Annotated in this window: 10 protein-coding genes; 3 read left to right on the top strand and 7 right to left on the bottom strand. The window is 46.0% G+C overall.

Features of this window, described 5'->3' with window-relative positions; translation table 11 throughout:
* Entirely contained in the window at positions 1–3,513 is a 3,513-nt protein-coding gene (gene addB / locus MHH89_RS15295) for a helicase-exonuclease AddAB subunit AddB (RefSeq protein ID WP_341087501.1), read from the bottom strand.
* Between the two features lie 758 nt (positions 3,514–4,271).
* Positions 4,272–5,696: a class I SAM-dependent rRNA methyltransferase gene (locus MHH89_RS15300; RefSeq protein ID WP_076281218.1), complete on the bottom strand. Its 1,425-nt coding sequence runs from the start codon at positions 5,694–5,696 to the stop codon at positions 4,272–4,274.
* A gap of 99 nt (positions 5,697–5,795) precedes the next feature.
* Here MHH89_RS15300 and MHH89_RS15305 point away from each other — a divergent pair, with 99 nt between their 5' ends.
* Positions 5,796–6,782 (top strand): Na/Pi cotransporter family protein, encoded by a 987-nt coding sequence (locus MHH89_RS15305; protein WP_076218327.1) that lies wholly within the window; start codon positions 5,796–5,798, stop codon positions 6,780–6,782.
* Positions 6,783–6,836: 54 nt separating this feature from the next.
* Here MHH89_RS15305 and MHH89_RS15310 read toward each other — a convergent pair whose 3' ends face one another.
* The 4 genes from MHH89_RS15310 to MHH89_RS15325 form a co-directional block, all read right to left on the bottom strand.
* Positions 6,837–7,667, bottom strand: coding sequence for an energy-coupling factor transporter transmembrane component T family protein (locus tag MHH89_RS15310; protein ID WP_076128979.1), 831 nt, complete (start codon positions 7,665–7,667; stop codon positions 6,837–6,839).
* Positions 7,664–9,370: an ABC transporter ATP-binding protein gene (locus MHH89_RS15315; RefSeq protein ID WP_076281217.1), complete on the bottom strand. Its 1,707-nt coding sequence runs from the start codon at positions 9,368–9,370 to the stop codon at positions 7,664–7,666. Before MHH89_RS15315 ends, MHH89_RS15310 begins: the two co-directional genes overlap by 4 nt.
* An 81-nt stretch (positions 9,371–9,451) precedes the next feature.
* Positions 9,452–10,012 (bottom strand): ECF-type riboflavin transporter substrate-binding protein, encoded by a 561-nt coding sequence (locus MHH89_RS15320; protein WP_076128974.1) that lies wholly within the window; start codon positions 10,010–10,012, stop codon positions 9,452–9,454.
* Positions 10,013–10,163: 151 nt separating this feature from the next.
* Positions 10,164–12,389, bottom strand: a complete 2,226-nt coding sequence (locus MHH89_RS15325) for an Ig-like domain-containing protein (protein ID WP_076128972.1) — start codon at positions 12,387–12,389, stop codon at positions 10,164–10,166.
* Positions 12,390–12,598: 209 nt separating this feature from the next.
* Between MHH89_RS15325 and MHH89_RS15330 the strand changes: the two genes are divergently transcribed.
* A complete protein-coding gene (locus MHH89_RS15330) occupies positions 12,599–13,333 on the top strand; it encodes an AzlC family ABC transporter permease (RefSeq protein ID WP_076281216.1) in 735 nt (244 codons plus the stop codon).
* A complete protein-coding gene (locus MHH89_RS15335) occupies positions 13,324–13,650 on the top strand; it encodes an AzlD domain-containing protein (RefSeq protein WP_036683900.1) in 327 nt (108 codons plus the stop codon). Before MHH89_RS15330 ends, MHH89_RS15335 begins: the two co-directional genes overlap by 10 nt.
* Positions 13,651–13,991: 341 nt before the next feature.
* Here MHH89_RS15335 and mtaB read toward each other — a convergent pair whose 3' ends face one another.
* Entirely contained in the window at positions 13,992–15,335 is a 1,344-nt protein-coding gene (gene mtaB, locus MHH89_RS15340) for a tRNA (N(6)-L-threonylcarbamoyladenosine(37)-C(2))-methylthiotransferase MtaB (RefSeq protein WP_076128970.1), read from the bottom strand.
* Between the last annotated feature and the right edge of the window lie 3 nt (positions 15,336–15,338).

Genomic DNA, 15,338 nt, shown 5'->3' on the forward strand with positions numbered 1-15,338 from the left:
TCAAGGTGTAGTTCCTCCTTTGCGGGACAGCAGATCCCATATAACGTCCTTCCCTGGCTTACCCAGATTGTTATAGCTGTTACCTTCCACAGCTTCATCGAACTGGCAGACAGGTCTAAAGGAACAGAATGTGCAGGCGGTCTCCTGCCCAATTCGGTACGGCTCAATCGCTACATCACCCTCTGTTATCCGTGTCCCGATATCCGAGATCGTCCCTCTAACGGAGGATAATAGATGGCCCCACTGCTCTGGTGTAGCTACTGAGGCACTGCTATAAAAGCTGCCGTCAGCTTTTACTGCTACAGGCACGATAGAAGAATACCCTTTGTCTAAAGTCGTATCCATCAGGGAGACAACCTCACGATCTGCTGTAAGCAGTCCTTTCATCTTGAAGCGTTTCAACAGCTCTTGCTCAGCCTGTTCCTTGTTCATCCCGTTGGATGAAGTTAACAACGGATCATGCACATGGAAATAAAGTGTGCCTGCTGGAAGTGCCGGCTGCCCCAGCCATTGCTCCGAATATGTCAGCAGCACATCCAAATAAGTCAGCATTTGCAGCGACAAGCCATAATACACCTCATGCAGCTTGAGATCCTTTTGGCTCGATTTATAATCAATTACCCGCAGAAGAATACCGTTCTCTCCACGAGCCATGTCTACACGGTCAATCCGGCCAACGACCTCCATCACACAGCCATTCGGCAGCGTAATTCTTAAAGGCGGCAACTCCTTATCCGGTCCAAAATCCAGCTCCAGCCCTACTGGCTCAAAGCTGCCCCGGCGGGCGTGCTCGCCCAGAATCACAGAAGCACGTCCAACAATATTCTTAAGCTTACGGGAGATGTACCCGTAACGTTTGGAGCTCATTAGAATTTCACCCTGCAACATCGGAGATAGCCGTTCTACTGTCTCACTGGCCTCACGCCGACATTCATCCGGAGATAAGCTGCCCCAGCCCCGTCCCTCTTGTTTCAGTCTTATCGCCATATCACTTAGCGCAGCATGGAACAGCTGTCCAATATCAGGTGCTTGCAGCTTATATAACTGGCGCTCTTTCAGTCTTAGTCCGTAGGACGCAAAATGGGAAAATGAGCACGCAACAAATTTCTCCATCCGGGACACACTGCCCCGCAGTGTTGAGCCACCATACAATCTGAGGCTTGTGCCACGCTTTAGCTTCGTTCCCTCATTACGATAGAACAGTGAACTTAGCAAACGTTCCAGTTGAAATTTACGATCTTCGTTCTTAGTAAACCAGTTATACACATCCCACCATAGCTCCGGAATTTCTGTTCCTTGGCGCCACTGCCGCAGCTGCATAATCAATGCGCGAAGACTCTGTTCTGGTTGACCAATGAAACCGAGATGGATAGGATTTCCGACTTCTATAGGTAGTCCCGAAGGGGGAAGTGCTGACAAGCTGTGCTCTTGAACCCTTGGGAACATTCTATGCAAATGCCGGATAACCTCAGAGGGAAGGAGAGCTTTGCCCTCATCATCCGCTGTAGCGTAGCTAATCCAGAGCTTTCGGCTTCCTGTCGTTAGTGCATTATAGATCAGAAACCGCTCGTCCAGCAGTTTACGAGAAGCGCCGGGAGCAAGCTCCATTCCAGCATTCTCTAGTACGGAGCGTTCACCTTCCGAGAGAATTCCATCTTCCTTAAACTGCGCAGGCACAACACCTTCATTAAATCCAAGCAAAAAAGCGTATTTAACCCCCGTTGGGCGAGTCCGATCCATATTGCCGACCAATACTTGATCCAGTGCGGGCGGAACTAGTCCCATTTTAAGTTCAGCAAGACCTGTCTCTAGAACTCCAGTGAACACTTCAAACTCAAGTCTTTCATTGCCCATCATTTCTACTATCTGATCTAGAAGATCAAGTACCGCACCCCACAACTGGCTATGTTCCCTAGCCTTCTCGGGTTGGCCCTTCTCCATAGACTTAACACTGAGTTTCTCCAGCTTTCGTGCAACATCCGTCTCTTCAAGCAGCTTGTACAATGCCGTACAAAGTTCAAGACCGCTACGACTTTTCTGGATTCTTTTCTCAAAAGCAAATAATGGACCTGTTATACTAGCACGGCATCGTTCCATAGTAGCAAGCAGTTCATCATCCATCTGTCTGCCGCCTTCCAGCGACAAGCTAGGAATACCTTTCCAGGAGCGGCCATCTGTCCAGCGGTACCCCTGAATCCCACAAGCCAGCACATAGTTTTCTAAAGCATCCATATCATCACGCGTAATACTACCGTCTAGCGGAAGCAGAAGCTCCGTCTTTACGCAACGGAATACATCCTCATAACGCCAGCGACGACGCACTACATCCAATGCGGAACGTATAAACTCCACTAGCGGATGATGCAGCTCATTCACCTTCTGGTCCAGAAAAAATGGCACTCCATAATCTTGGAACAACGGCTGAACCAGCTGCTCGTAATCGCCAATATTGCGCATCAATACGGCCATTTCGCCATATTTTGCACCTTCATCCCGCGCCAGTCTAGTCATTTCGCGCAGGGCTCCCTCAACCTCTGCTCTGTGCGAAACTGCGGCGCCTATGGATATAGCCTCTCTTGCCAGTTCATCCGCACCTATCCAAGCCTTCCGGCGATCATATCCCCGTTCAAGGTGAGCAAGTACTGGACTTTCCTCAAAACGCGGAAGAACCGTTGGCTCCAACAGCTCGTCCCATACATCAATGCCCAGCTCTTCAGCAATTCCTCGCAGTTTAATGTAAGTAACCGCAGTTGGGTGAAACAATTCAAGCTCATTCAACTGATCTCCATAGGGGTAAGGACGATCAATTGTAAGCGAAACCGTCAGCCTCGAAGCTTGCTGCATCAATTCTCGAAGCACTACGAATTCCTGCGGAGTAAATCCATGGAACCCATCTACCCAAATCTCTGCCCCGCGAATGTAGGAGGAATCTGGAATATGCTCAGCCAGTTCTGCTAAACGATCCTCTTCATCGATATAAAGACGGGACATTTCCTTCTCTAAATCGCTAAATACCAGCTGCAAATCATCCAGCTTACCCTCAAGAATAGGACTTCTTGCAATAGCTCCTCGCATAGCGGACAGCTGTTCCTCTAAATCAGTGGAACCCAAACAGCAACGTTTCATCTCAGTGTGCAGTTGGTTCAGACGTTCCACAAAACCCGGTCTGTCTGCTGAGGCACCGAATAATTTCAGTTCCTCTTTGCGGCGACTGATGATTTTGTAAATTAACATTTTCTTACCTTCTTCACTGATTGGCAGACTTGCACTGCCACCAGTTTCCTGCTTCACACGATAGGCAAGCCGCGAAAAACTCAGTGTCTGCGCCCGAAGGCTTCCCTTCACATTCCCTACGGTCAGAAGCCCCCGTTCTGCTCCAAAAGAACCTTGCTCTGGCACAAGAATAATAATCGGCGCACCAAGCGGTTCCTTTTCTAAGGAAGAAGAGATAGATTCCCATATTTTTGTTGTCTTGCCACTGCCCGAGCGGCCTAGTAAAAAGGTTACCGGCATAAATGATAGACTCCTTCCGTAGCGGAGAAAATATATAGAATACAGGGTGAAATATCCACCCATTGATTACACTCCAATTAAAAAAGTTCAGTGATTCCTCGTCCCCTCAGTATATCATAACCACACTAATCGGAACATGTGTTTGCTAGTATTTTCTAATGTTTTACAAAGGATAAACAGCTATGAGTACAAATAAAAAAAGCAAACCTCCGGATTTTGGCGGCTTGCTTTTTAGAGTGTTTAGTTTGTTTTTAATGCCAGTTGTGCAACGTTAGATAGGAGCTGCCAATGTCGGAGCATAGGGTCAATGTTAGACTGTTGGCGTTCAGCGTTCAATACTCAACATTAGCACTCTACGCCGATCGTTTTGTAATCCGCATTCCGCATATCATAATTCAATAAGCATCATTCGTTGTTTACTATTTAGTATTCCGAATTTAACACTCAACATTTCGGCTAGGCTTGTTTCATTAATTACTTAGGGACCCAGGAGCCGTTATTCGTGGATTCAGTGCTGTTATGGCAACTTTTCGGACCCCACTGACGCTATTCTTCGAAAATGTGCTGCATTACGGGTGTTATTGGGGCAATAGCGCCTTTAGGGTCCGTAAGAATTCAATAATGGGCTGTTTACGCTAAATAGAGTCATCTGAGTCCATTGGCAACTCCTTGCCTTACAGTCGACTCACGGCCACCCTACGACCAGCCCTTTTATCTTATTTGTTACTTGGCACTGTAAACCTTTTTGACCTTCAGGCTTATTTTTTACTCCGTACTTCAAAAATCGCAAACTTCAGATAGTGCCCTTCGTTAACGCCAAGTATTTGTGGATGGTCTTTGCCTGCGGCCCGCCATTCTACAAGTCTCAACACCTTGCCAGCATCTTTAGCTGCATCGGCAATCGTTTCGAGGAACAGATCTGGCTGCATATGGTAAGAACAGCTTGCGGTAACCAAATAGCCGCCTTCGTTCACCAGCTTCATCCCGTGCAGATTGATATCCTTGTAACCACGGCAAGCGCCAGCTACTGCACTTTTGGTTTTGGCAAACGCCGGAGGGTCCAAGATGACTACATCCCAAGTTCTTCCTCCACCTGCCGTCATCGGCTTGGATGTGTCGGTTTTGGCTGTTTTGCCTCCGGATTTAGGATTTGTAGCAGCTGCTGCGGTATCTGTTCCACTGGCAACTGTCGCCCGTTCAGAACGTTCCTCTAGTCCTTTAACCTGATTCCGTAGATATGCAAAAGCATCATCCACTACGAATTCAACACGATCGCTAAAGCCGTTCAGCTCCACATTCACTTTGGCACTCTCAATGGCGTGTGCTGAAACGTCAAGGCAGGTTACTTTTTTCGCGCCATACTTGCAGGCATGCAGCGTGAAGCTGCCCGTATGCGAGAAGCATTCCAGCACTGTCGCACCGTCCCAATAAGGGAACGTTACATGTTTGCCGCTCTTATTAACTGGTAAGGTCTGTAGTGAACCATCCTCAGTTTCAATTTCCTGTAGCGTAATGCCGCTTCGTCCTCCCCAGCCTTTCATGAGCGGAGCAATGGAAGCTCTATTCTCACGTTGGTCAAAGAAGTAACCTGTCTTCTGGCCCTCTTCAATATCAACGACCAGCTTCAGGCCATTCTCGCTCACGGTTACATGCCTTGGACATTCCCCGTACAGCACACCCGTTGTCTGCTCCATACCTTCAAGCTCGCGCACACTAACATCACTGCGCTCATAGATTCCGCGCGGTGCCATAACCTGCACCAATGCTTCGACGATTTCTGCACGCCGCTTGTCCATTCCGAGGGTAAGCAGCTGCACAACCAAAATATCTCCGAATCGATCTACAATAAGCCCCGGCAAAAAGTCCGCTTCACCATAAACCAAGCGATAAGCATCCGCACCCGGAAGGAAACGATTTCTGTGTTGCAGACAATTCGCAAACCGTTCTGCAAAAAAGGCTGTATCCATGATCGCAAGGGGTCCCTGCGATACAATTCTTACCCGAATTTGTGACGCTGGATTGTAATATCCTACGGCCAAAAATCGGCCCTGATGATTAAGGACATCTACTAATCCCCCCGCTTCCGGATTTCCTTCTACCGATGCGACTTCACCTGCATAGACCCACGGATGGCCCTGTTCCAGTCTTTTTTTGCGATTGCGTTCTAAAATAACCGATGGCAATGACTTCAACTCCCTGTTTTTCTAAAAATGTTTTTATACATGTCCCATGCAATACATTCATATATTGGTGTACAACCCTCGTCCAAAGGAGTATGCCCTATGTTCAGTGATTTGCTGTTCCCTATCATATATGGTCTTGTTATCTTTCTAGCCGGCATGAAGCTGATGGAAACGGCGTTGTCCAAGCTAGCAGGCCCTCTATTAACTACAAGCCTAAATAGAGCTACCTCAACCCCTATTAAAGGAATGATTGCCAGCAGCCTGTTGTCCGCCTTACTCCAGAGCAGTACTGCTGTAACGGTGTTGACTATCGGCATGGTCAATGCCGGCCTGCTTACCTATGCCCGCACACTTGGCATTATCCTGGGCAGCAACATCGGCACCACATTAACTACAGAATTGATCGGACTTCAGATCAATACCATGGCCACGCCCTTGCTGGCAGCCTCGCTCAGTCTGTGGGCAGCGGCAGTTATTGCAGGCGAACTGCCGCCTACATCACGAGTGGCAGAGCTCTGCCACAAAATATCCCCGCCGCTGCAATTTATCAGTCTGGCTGTATCAGGCTTCGCCCTCGTCCTATGGGGCATCGCTGTCATGCAGTCTATCGGCGGAATACTTCAGGAAAGTGGCTTATTCCTCTGGTTCCTAAACCATGCCGCTACTAGTGCCTTATGGGGGCTCGCCGCTGGAGCGTGCCTAACAGCCATGCTCCATAGCAGCGCTGCTGTCATAGCTATGGCTATGAGCATTGCCGCCTCGGGTGCCATGCCGCCTGAGCTAGGTATAGCCATTGTGCTGGGCGCCAACGTAGGCACCTGTGTTACAGCGGTCATCGCTTCCATCGGCGGCACGCCATCCGGCGTCTTCGTCGCTTGGTCCCATGTTGCGCTTAATGTAGGTGGTGCACTATTATTCTTGCCCATGATCGGGCTGCTACAAGCAAGTGCTGCATGGATTGGTGGAGGCCCTGCTTCACAAATCGCCCACGCCCAGACCATTTTCAACGTAGTCTGCTCACTTCTAGCACTGCCATTATGCTACCTGCCTATATGGTCAAAACTGGAGAAACGTCTTCAGTCTTAACAAAAAGGTGCCGTTTATTATAATCCCAGCTTTCCACAACTGTACTATTATACTTCAATCGAAAATATTATAAAACCGCGAACCGTCGTAAAAAGTGATCACCGTCGAGAAAATTCCAATCAGCGCAAACAAAGCCAATGCAAAATAATCGTCTCTCGTGAACGGGCGACGGCTATACCAAGTTCGTTTGGTCTCAGTGCCAAAGCCGCGCAGCTCCATAGCGGTACTGATATTTTCAATCCGTTCGATACTAGTCAGAATTAGGGGCATCAGAATCGAAATGATATTTTTTAGCCGCTTAGGCAGCTTTTCTTTTCTAGAAATATCTATTCCCCTTGCTTGAGCAGAAAACGATATATTCTCATAATCTCGTTGAATATCCGGAATGTACCGCAGTGCCAGCGATACAGAATATGCAATTTTATAGTTCACTCCAACTCTATTTAAGGATGCTGCAAATTCACTGGGATTGGTCGTTAGAAGAAATAATAATGCCATAGGAATGACCACCGCATATTTCAGGGCAATATTGAATTGATAAAATAGCTGCTCCCAAGTTACCGTATACCGGCCTGCAATATGCATTATATCATGACGTGTCCCGTAAACACGTACGCCCTCCAAAGGAGAAAAGATAAAGATAGCTATATGATTAAGCAAAAAGAAAATCAAGATGAAATATAATACGAAAGCATAATCCTGAAATTGAACTTTGGAAATTCTAAAGGCAAGCAAACTAAATAACAGCATCACAATTAGACATCTTGTATCATATGTAATCATCCCCGTCACAGACCACACTACAAATAAAATCAACTTCGTAGCGCCGGTAAGACGGTGAATAGGTGAATCCTGCTTCGTAAAAGTTAACATTTTGGCCTTCATCCGCCTCGGCTCCTCCTATCATACGCAATGAACCTTCTAACGAACTCCTCCGGTTGTTTCAATCCAGCTTTTATAGCTAGGGCAAAAAGCGAGGTTTCTTTCAAGTTCGCTTTTTTCACCACATCAGTATTTGTTAATATTCGCTCAGGGCTATCATCCGCAAGCTTCACGCCATCAGCTAACACTATAGCTCTATCGGCATATTCCAGCATCAAGTGCATATCATGCGTAATCATAATGACCGTCATCCCCTGCCCCCGCAGCGTCAAGAGAAACTCCATCATTTCGTTATAATGCCTGTAATCCTGAGCAGCAGTCGGTTCATCCAAAATGATCACTTCCGGCTCCAGTACCAGAATGGCGGCAATCGTGACCCGTTTCTTCTGGCCGTAACTGAGCGCCGAGATCGGCCAGCTGCGAAAAACATAAAGTCCGCACACCTTCAAGACTTGATGGACGCGTTCACGAACGAGCTCCTCAGGGCAACCTCGGAGTCTTAGTCCTAGGGCAACCTCATCATATAAAAGTGTCTTAGAAATCATATGATTGGGATTTTGCATAACAAAACCAATCCGCTCTGCCCGCTCCTTAATCGTGTCCTGAGCAATATCACGCCCATGCATCCGTATTGATCCGGAAGTAGGTTTATAGAAGCCACAAATCAGCTTAGAAACTGTAGATTTCCCAGCCCCATTTCGCCCCGCTATACAGACCATCTCTCCTTTATGAATACAGAGATTGAGCTTATCCAGCACCTGCTGATTTTTTTCGTATCCAAAAGAAATATCTTGCAGTTCAAGGATGGGTGGGCTCTCCAGCTTATCCTGGCGTGATTGATTGCACTCATACCAGATCTTAAGTTTATTAGAACACGCCTCCAACTGAATATTGTTCACATGCTGCGGATTCATATTTGCTGTAATCGAACATCCGGCATACTTCAAAGCCGTTAAATAGAGAGGTTCCCGAATGCCAACTTCTGAAAGCAACGTTGTGCTCAACAGCTCTGCAGCCGGCATATCCGCCGCAATACGTCCTTCATGGATCACAATAATACGATCCACCGCCCGATGCAGCACCTCTTCAAGACGATGCTCGATCATAATAACGGTTTTACCTGTCTCTTTATGCACTCGATCAATAAGCTCAATCGCTTTTGTACCGGTATAAGGATCTAAGCTTGCCAGCGGTTCATCAAAGAGCAGGATGTCCACATCACCTACCAGTACACCTGCCAAGGACGTTTTTTGCTTTTGTCCACCCGATAACTCCTGAGGAGAAGAGGCCAGAAAGTCGTGGATATCCACCGCTCTTGCGGCAGCCGCCACTTTGCTCTTCATTTCTGTCTGCTGAACCACATGGTTCTCTAGACTGAAGGCGATATCCTCACCAACCGTTAATCCTACAAATTGTCCATCCGGGTCCTGCAATACGGTACCTACCTGATTGGACAGCTCTGCGATACTCAGATCCTTCTGCTCCTGGCCTATAACCCGTAATGAACCTGATATTTCCCCTCTGTAAGCAAAAGGGATGAGACCATTAATGCAATGAGCCAGTGTACTTTTCCCAGAACCTGAGGGTCCCACGATAAGCACCTTCTCCCCTTCAACAATCGTTAAGTTAATCCCCTGTAGTGTGGGTTCCTGCTGCGCCCGATATTGAAAGCTGAAATCCTTAAATTCAATCATTACTTTTTTCATCTGAGACCTTCCTCTGGGTTAATGTGAAGAGAAAAAAGCCGGTGATTTCCACCGGCTTTTTAGCTTGGATATGTATTCCACTCAAGCTTCTCTAGTCAAGCTGCCCTGTTTCGTTCTTGTCTTAGCATACGCAATGGCTAGTAAAGATCCGATCACTGCCACCGAAGCTATATTTAATGCACCTGCGGTCAGTCCTTGCGTAAATACTTTATTAGCGGGTTCTGCATAGATCAGAATATCCAACACTGGGGCTACAAGGAACCAAGCTACAGCATTCGCTGCAATCTGAGCCAGATTAAAGCGTATTATTTCCTTCCGTCCGAATTCCCCGTCATGAATAGCGATTCTAGCTACTAACAAGCCAATAACCAGCCCTACAATTCCTGATGATATGACCCAACTGAACCATGGCGATCCATAAGATATCGTATCCTTCAGGGTATGCCCGATCAGGCCTATAAATAATCCGGCAAACGGGCCGTACAATAGGGAGAACAATGCCAGTAATGCGTATGTAGTCTCGATGTTAGTGTTTGGAATACCCGAAGGAATCGAGCCGAATCTCCCCAATATAACGAATAAAGCAGAACCAATACCAATCGCTACAATCGTCTTGATCGACAACACCTTTTGTTTTGCCATGTTTTCATCTCCCCCAACGCATCTATTATGTTTTATGTGATTATACATCGGAATAGTCGGAATTACTATAGAATCTAAATAAAAAAATCTGCAAAGCAACATAATGTTGGCTTTGCAGATTCATAGTTGATAATTCAGATCCTATTCTCTATTACTTCACTGTCACTGATACTGTAACTGTTTTGCCGCCTAGCTTTCCTTTAATGGATGTCGTTCCTTTACTCACAGCTACAATCTGACCACTTGCAGATACTCTCGCTACAGAAGGCTTGGAGCTAGTCCATACCGCACTTCCAGTAACAACAGCAGTCTTACCAGTATCATACTGTGCAGTCACAACTACATTCTGAACGGCTCCCGGAGCCATTTTCAGTCTGCTCTCATTAACGGTCAGCTTTGTTAATTTAGGAACTACAGTAATTTTGACACTAGCAGCAATCCCTTGGTAAGATCCTGTCAACGTAGCAGTACCTTCTGTTACTGCTTTAACGGTTGTAGCTTTAACCGTAGCAACCGCCTCGTTTGAGGACTCCCAATTCATACTGCTGGAGACATTCCCTGTCTTACCATTAGAATAATAAGCCGTTACCTTTATCGCTTTAGAGCCTTTAATGTTCATTTCGATAGCAGTAGGTTCTACAACTAGCTTAGTAACCTTTTGTTCAATGGTAACTGGGATACTGATGGTTTTATTAGCGTAAGTTCCCTTTAAAGTAGCAGAACCCTTCACCAGTCCTTTGATTACCTTACCGGAAGTTGTTGTCTTGATAATCGCATTCGTACCGGTAAGCTCCCATTCCATAGTTGCAGTAGCATCAAGTTCACTGCCGTTTTCCATCACAGCTTTTACTTCAGGAACAGCCTTCTCTTCACCAGTAACAATCACCAGGTTTTCTTCTGGTCCAAGCAAGACAAGGACTTTATCTTTCACTGTAACCTTTACTTCAACACTTTTTTCTCTTACAGCAGTTTTTGAAGTCGTTGGGTTTTCTGATTTTATTTTACCGATAACCTTCACAATACCTGCCGATTCAGCTACAATCTTGCCGTCTTTAATGGTGGCAATCTCATCATCCGCAGAGGTCCACTCAATATCACTACTAAGATCTAGCTTTGTTCCGTCAAGCTTTGTACCATTTACTTTTGGAAGGCTTACGGTGTCATCTGTGTAAAGCTCCAATTCCGTCTTGTCGGCTGCCAGTTCTGTGATCGTAGGATACACTGTCAGCTTAAAGCTTTTATTAATTCCTCTGTACTCTGCTTTAATAACCGAAGTTCCCACTGCTTTAGCAGTCACTGCCGCAGTATCGCTACCAGGCGTAACGGTTGCCGCCAATTGGTTATCCGAAGTCCATACTGCGCTGCCTGAAATGTTCGGAGTAGAATTCGCAGCATCGCGAACCTCAGCTTTAACGTTCAGGGTTTCGCCCATAAACAGGAATTGATCTCCTGTAGGAGTAAGTAGTAGCGCTTCATAAGGAGCACGTACATATACGTCTACTGTTTGTGTAATCCCTAGATAGGATACTGTAATTACAGCTTTACCAGCAGACAACACTTTGATCTCGCCTTTGTCTACTGTAGCTACACTAGCACTAGAAGAGGACCATTCTGCTTTCTCTGAAATATCATTTGCGCTGGATTTTGTAGTTTCTTTAGTCTCTGCAACCAACTTCAAAGGTGCATCTCCGACTAGCATCTCTAGTTCTTTAACGATTTTGTCGTCATGTTTAAGCTCAATTTCAGAATAAGGCAATTTCACTACAGCCTTAAAGGTTGCTGTTAAGGTCTTGTATTTGGCAGTGATCGTTGCTGTACCTTCACCAGCCAAAGTGATCTTACCTTCTGCAATGGTCAACACGCTTGTGTTGGAGCTGCTCCAAGTAGTATCAGCCGTTACATCCTTAGCAGAAGTCGCTGTTTCTCCACCAATCGCATTGGCTTTGACCAGCAGTTTATCCTCATCATCACCCAATTTGTAGTTCCCTTCAGAACTATATTCGAGCTTCAGTTCTTTAACAGGATGGGCTACCTCAACTTCAATGGTAGCAAGTGCATGATTATAAGTCGCTGTAATAATAGCTTTTCCACTGTCAATCGGAGTCAATAGGCCATTTACTACCTTTACAGCGTTTGTGTTAGAAGAATTCCATACAACTGCACCTGTCACATCTCTTTTAGATGAGGACCCTTCCACATTCGCATATACCTTAAGTTGCTTTGGCGTTTGTCCAACCGTAAGCTCTACTTTAGCGGAGCTTTCGAATTCAATCGAGTTGATATCGCCGGTCGCTGCAAAGACACTTACCGGAAAAACCGCAGTAGCTAACAATATCATGATGAGGAGCATTTTCGTCATTTTCCTGTACACAGTCATTTGTTCTCTCCCTTAGGCTATAATGTCGTTCGGTGGTTTATCCCCACACTCTTTTACTTATATCGACAATTGTACCCTAAGTGTTTACCCCCTGGCTCTATAAAGCGAAATTCGGGACTTTCAGACTAGATAATACGGTAAAGGTTGATCAAAATATTAGGAAGTAATATGCTAACTACTAAATTCTTTCTTGAAACAAGGGGGCTACGATGAGTGCAGAGAACGTCCAACTAGAAGCAATCCCGTCTCCTAAACAGGAAGATAGCTTCCTTAAAGGGGTAAAAGATTGTATTCCCACACTACTAGGGTACTTAAGCATCGGACTCGCAGCAGGTGTTGTTCAAAAGACAGCCGGGCTCAGCATTGCTGAGATTGCCTTAATCAGCTTGATTCTTTACGCGGGCTCAGCTCAGTTTATAGCTGCTGGAATGATAGCTGTTAGCAGCTCGCCTGCGGCCATTATTATTACGATATTTATCGTGAATCTTCGCCATATTTTGCTTAGTGCAGCTCTTTCACCTTATTTCCGCCATCTTTCCCCACTGAGAAATATGCTGGTTGGTTCTTTATTGACTGATGAGACCTTTGGAGTTGCCATCAATCAAGCTTTGAATAAGCAGCAAATCAGTGAAAAATGGATGCACGGTCTAAATCTCACCGCTTATTTAAATTGGTTTCTTGCGAATGTAGCGGGAGCTTTTTTAGCCCAGTGGATCTCAGACCCTGATCAATTCGGTTTACAGTTTGCCTTACCTGCGATGTTTATTGGCATTCTTGTAATTTCCATGATTGACCGTAATAAAATCAAACTAGATTTGGTTGTCGCAATCCTTGCCGTGATCATAGCAGTAGGAAGCTCCTTCCTATTCTCCAGCAGTGTTGGAGTGATTATCGCTACAGTCATTGCTTCAACGACAGGGATGGTGTTTGAAAAATGGAAGTAAGATGGGATGTATTTCTGATCATTCTAGGAGCAGCTTTTGTGACCTTTATTCCCAGGGTGGTTCCGCTCATGATCCTTAGCCGGTTTGAATTGCCAGAATGGGGAATGCGCTGGTTAAACTATGTTCCTATCTCTGTTATGGCAGCATTAATAGGTCAGGAGATATTTTTGAATGATGGGAAATTTTCGTCTTTAGCTAATAACATTGAGCTTTTTGCGGCACTGCCTACTTTTTTGGTTGCGATAAAAACCCGGAGCTTGCTAGGCACTGTACTGGCGGGGATTGTTTCAATCATGATTCTACGGATGTTTTTTTGATCCACTTCTACGCGTATGAAGTCACTATCGGACACAGCTGACCTTATTCGCAGCATTATCCCACTTTTGGAACACTAACGGACACCATAGTCGCTATTGTCTTGAAAAACACCTATTATGTACCACTTTCTAAGGAATAACTGCACTGGAGTCCGAAACTAAGCATAAAAGGCAAAAAAAATGCAAATAACGCCATCTGGGTCCGAAAGCATCAGGAGATTGTTATGAATTGGTGGTCTAGGCAGCAATAACTAAAAACAGAGCAGCCCTTCCCCGCTAACGGGAAAATGGCTGCTCTGTTGTCTTTTACTAATATCTATTGCTTAACGGATATCAATTGCTTAACGGACAGCCTGCTGAAGCCCAGTCTGACTAACCCCGACCAACTCACCGCGGCATTCGTTCACGCCAGCTTCCGTTATCTTCACCTGACAAAGTTCTCCTTGGAGTGAATCTTCTCCATCAAAGAACACCTGCAAATAGTTGTCGCTAAATCCATGCTGGATATTGCGCCCCGGAGCCCCTTTTGCGGCTCTTTCCGGAATAACACTTAATGTCTGACCTACAAATTTGCGAGCATAAGCTATTTGCATTTCTTCCGAAAGATCAATCAATTCCTGCACGCGTACATTTTTGATTTCTTCGTCGATCTGATTCTCCATCCGCGCTGCTGGAGTGCCCGTCCGCTTGGAGTAAGGGAATACGTGCATCTCGGAGTAATTAATAGCTTTCATGAAGTCGTAGCCGGCACGGAACATTTCATCGGTCTCCCCCGGGAATCCAACGATAACATCCGTAGTAATCCCGACATCCGGCATCGCCTGACGGATCAGCTGCATTTTGGCGTAATATTCTTCTGTCGTATATTTACGGCGCATCGCTTTCAGCACATCATTATGTCCGGCTTGCAGCGGGATATGCAGATGACGGCACATTTTAGAGGAACGGTTCAGCACCTCCAGCAGCTTCTCATCGATCTGGCTAGCTTCGATAGAACTGATACGTACCCGCTCCAGTCCATCCACCTTATCTAGATCCCACAGCAAATCGGCTAGACGGTAATTATCAAGATCGTCACCGTAACCACCGGTATGAATACCCGTGAGAACAAATTCCTTATACCCTGCTTCTACTAATTGATGTGCCTGGGTTACGATACTTTTGGGATCACGGCTGCGGGAAAGTCCACGCGACCATGGAATGATGCAGAATGTGCAGAAGTTGTTGCAGCCATCCTGAATCTTCATAAAAGCACGCGTCCGATCCGCAAAGCCAGGTACATCCATCTCTTCGAATTCACGTGTCTTCATAATATTACGAACAGCGTTGACCGGCTGACGTGAGGCTTCAATGTTCTTTACATGCGTCATGATCTGATCGCGGTCCTGGTTACCAATAACAAGATCGACACCAGGAATATCAAGAATCTCACCAGGAGAGGTCTGCGCATAGCAGCCAGTAACCGCCACGATAGCTTCTGGATTGCGGCGAACGGCACGACGAATCATTTGACGGCTTTTTTTGTCACCTGTATTAGTTACAGTACAAGTATTAATCAGATATACATCGGCGGGTCCCTCGAAATCGACCTGCTCGTAACCTTCATTTTTGAATAGCTGCCAGATGGCTTCGGTGTCATAAAAATTCACTTTACAACCTAAAGTATAAAATGCTACGGATGGCATCTC

It is taken from the genome of Paenibacillus sp. FSL H7-0323 (assembly GCF_038002725.1).
In the GTDB taxonomy this organism is placed as follows: domain Bacteria; phylum Bacillota; class Bacilli; order Paenibacillales; family Paenibacillaceae; genus Paenibacillus_AQ; species Paenibacillus_AQ odorifer.

Excerpts from the sequence above, each read along its gene's own strand:
- addB (WP_341087501.1), bottom strand. The coding sequence starts at position 3,513 with ATGCCGGTAACCTTTTTACTAGGCCGCTCGGGCAGTGGCAAGACAACA.
- MHH89_RS15305 (WP_076218327.1), top strand. The coding sequence starts at position 5,796 with ATGTTCAGTGATTTGCTGTTCCCTATCATATATGGTCTTGTTATCTTT.
- MHH89_RS15310 (WP_076128979.1), bottom strand. The coding sequence starts at position 7,667 with ATGAAGGCCAAAATGTTAACTTTTACGAAGCAGGATTCACCTATTCAC.
- MHH89_RS15315 (WP_076281217.1), bottom strand. The coding sequence starts at position 9,370 with ATGAAAAAAGTAATGATTGAATTTAAGGATTTCAGCTTTCAATATCGG.
- MHH89_RS15320 (WP_076128974.1), bottom strand. The coding sequence starts at position 10,012 with ATGGCAAAACAAAAGGTGTTGTCGATCAAGACGATTGTAGCGATTGGT.
- MHH89_RS15325 (WP_076128972.1), bottom strand. The coding sequence starts at position 12,389 with ATGACTGTGTACAGGAAAATGACGAAAATGCTCCTCATCATGATATTG.
- MHH89_RS15330 (WP_076281216.1), top strand. The coding sequence starts at position 12,599 with ATGAGTGCAGAGAACGTCCAACTAGAAGCAATCCCGTCTCCTAAACAG.
- MHH89_RS15335 (WP_036683900.1), top strand. The coding sequence starts at position 13,324 with ATGGAAGTAAGATGGGATGTATTTCTGATCATTCTAGGAGCAGCTTTT.
- mtaB (WP_076128970.1), bottom strand. The coding sequence starts at position 15,335 with ATGCCATCCGTAGCATTTTATACTTTAGGTTGTAAAGTGAATTTTTAT.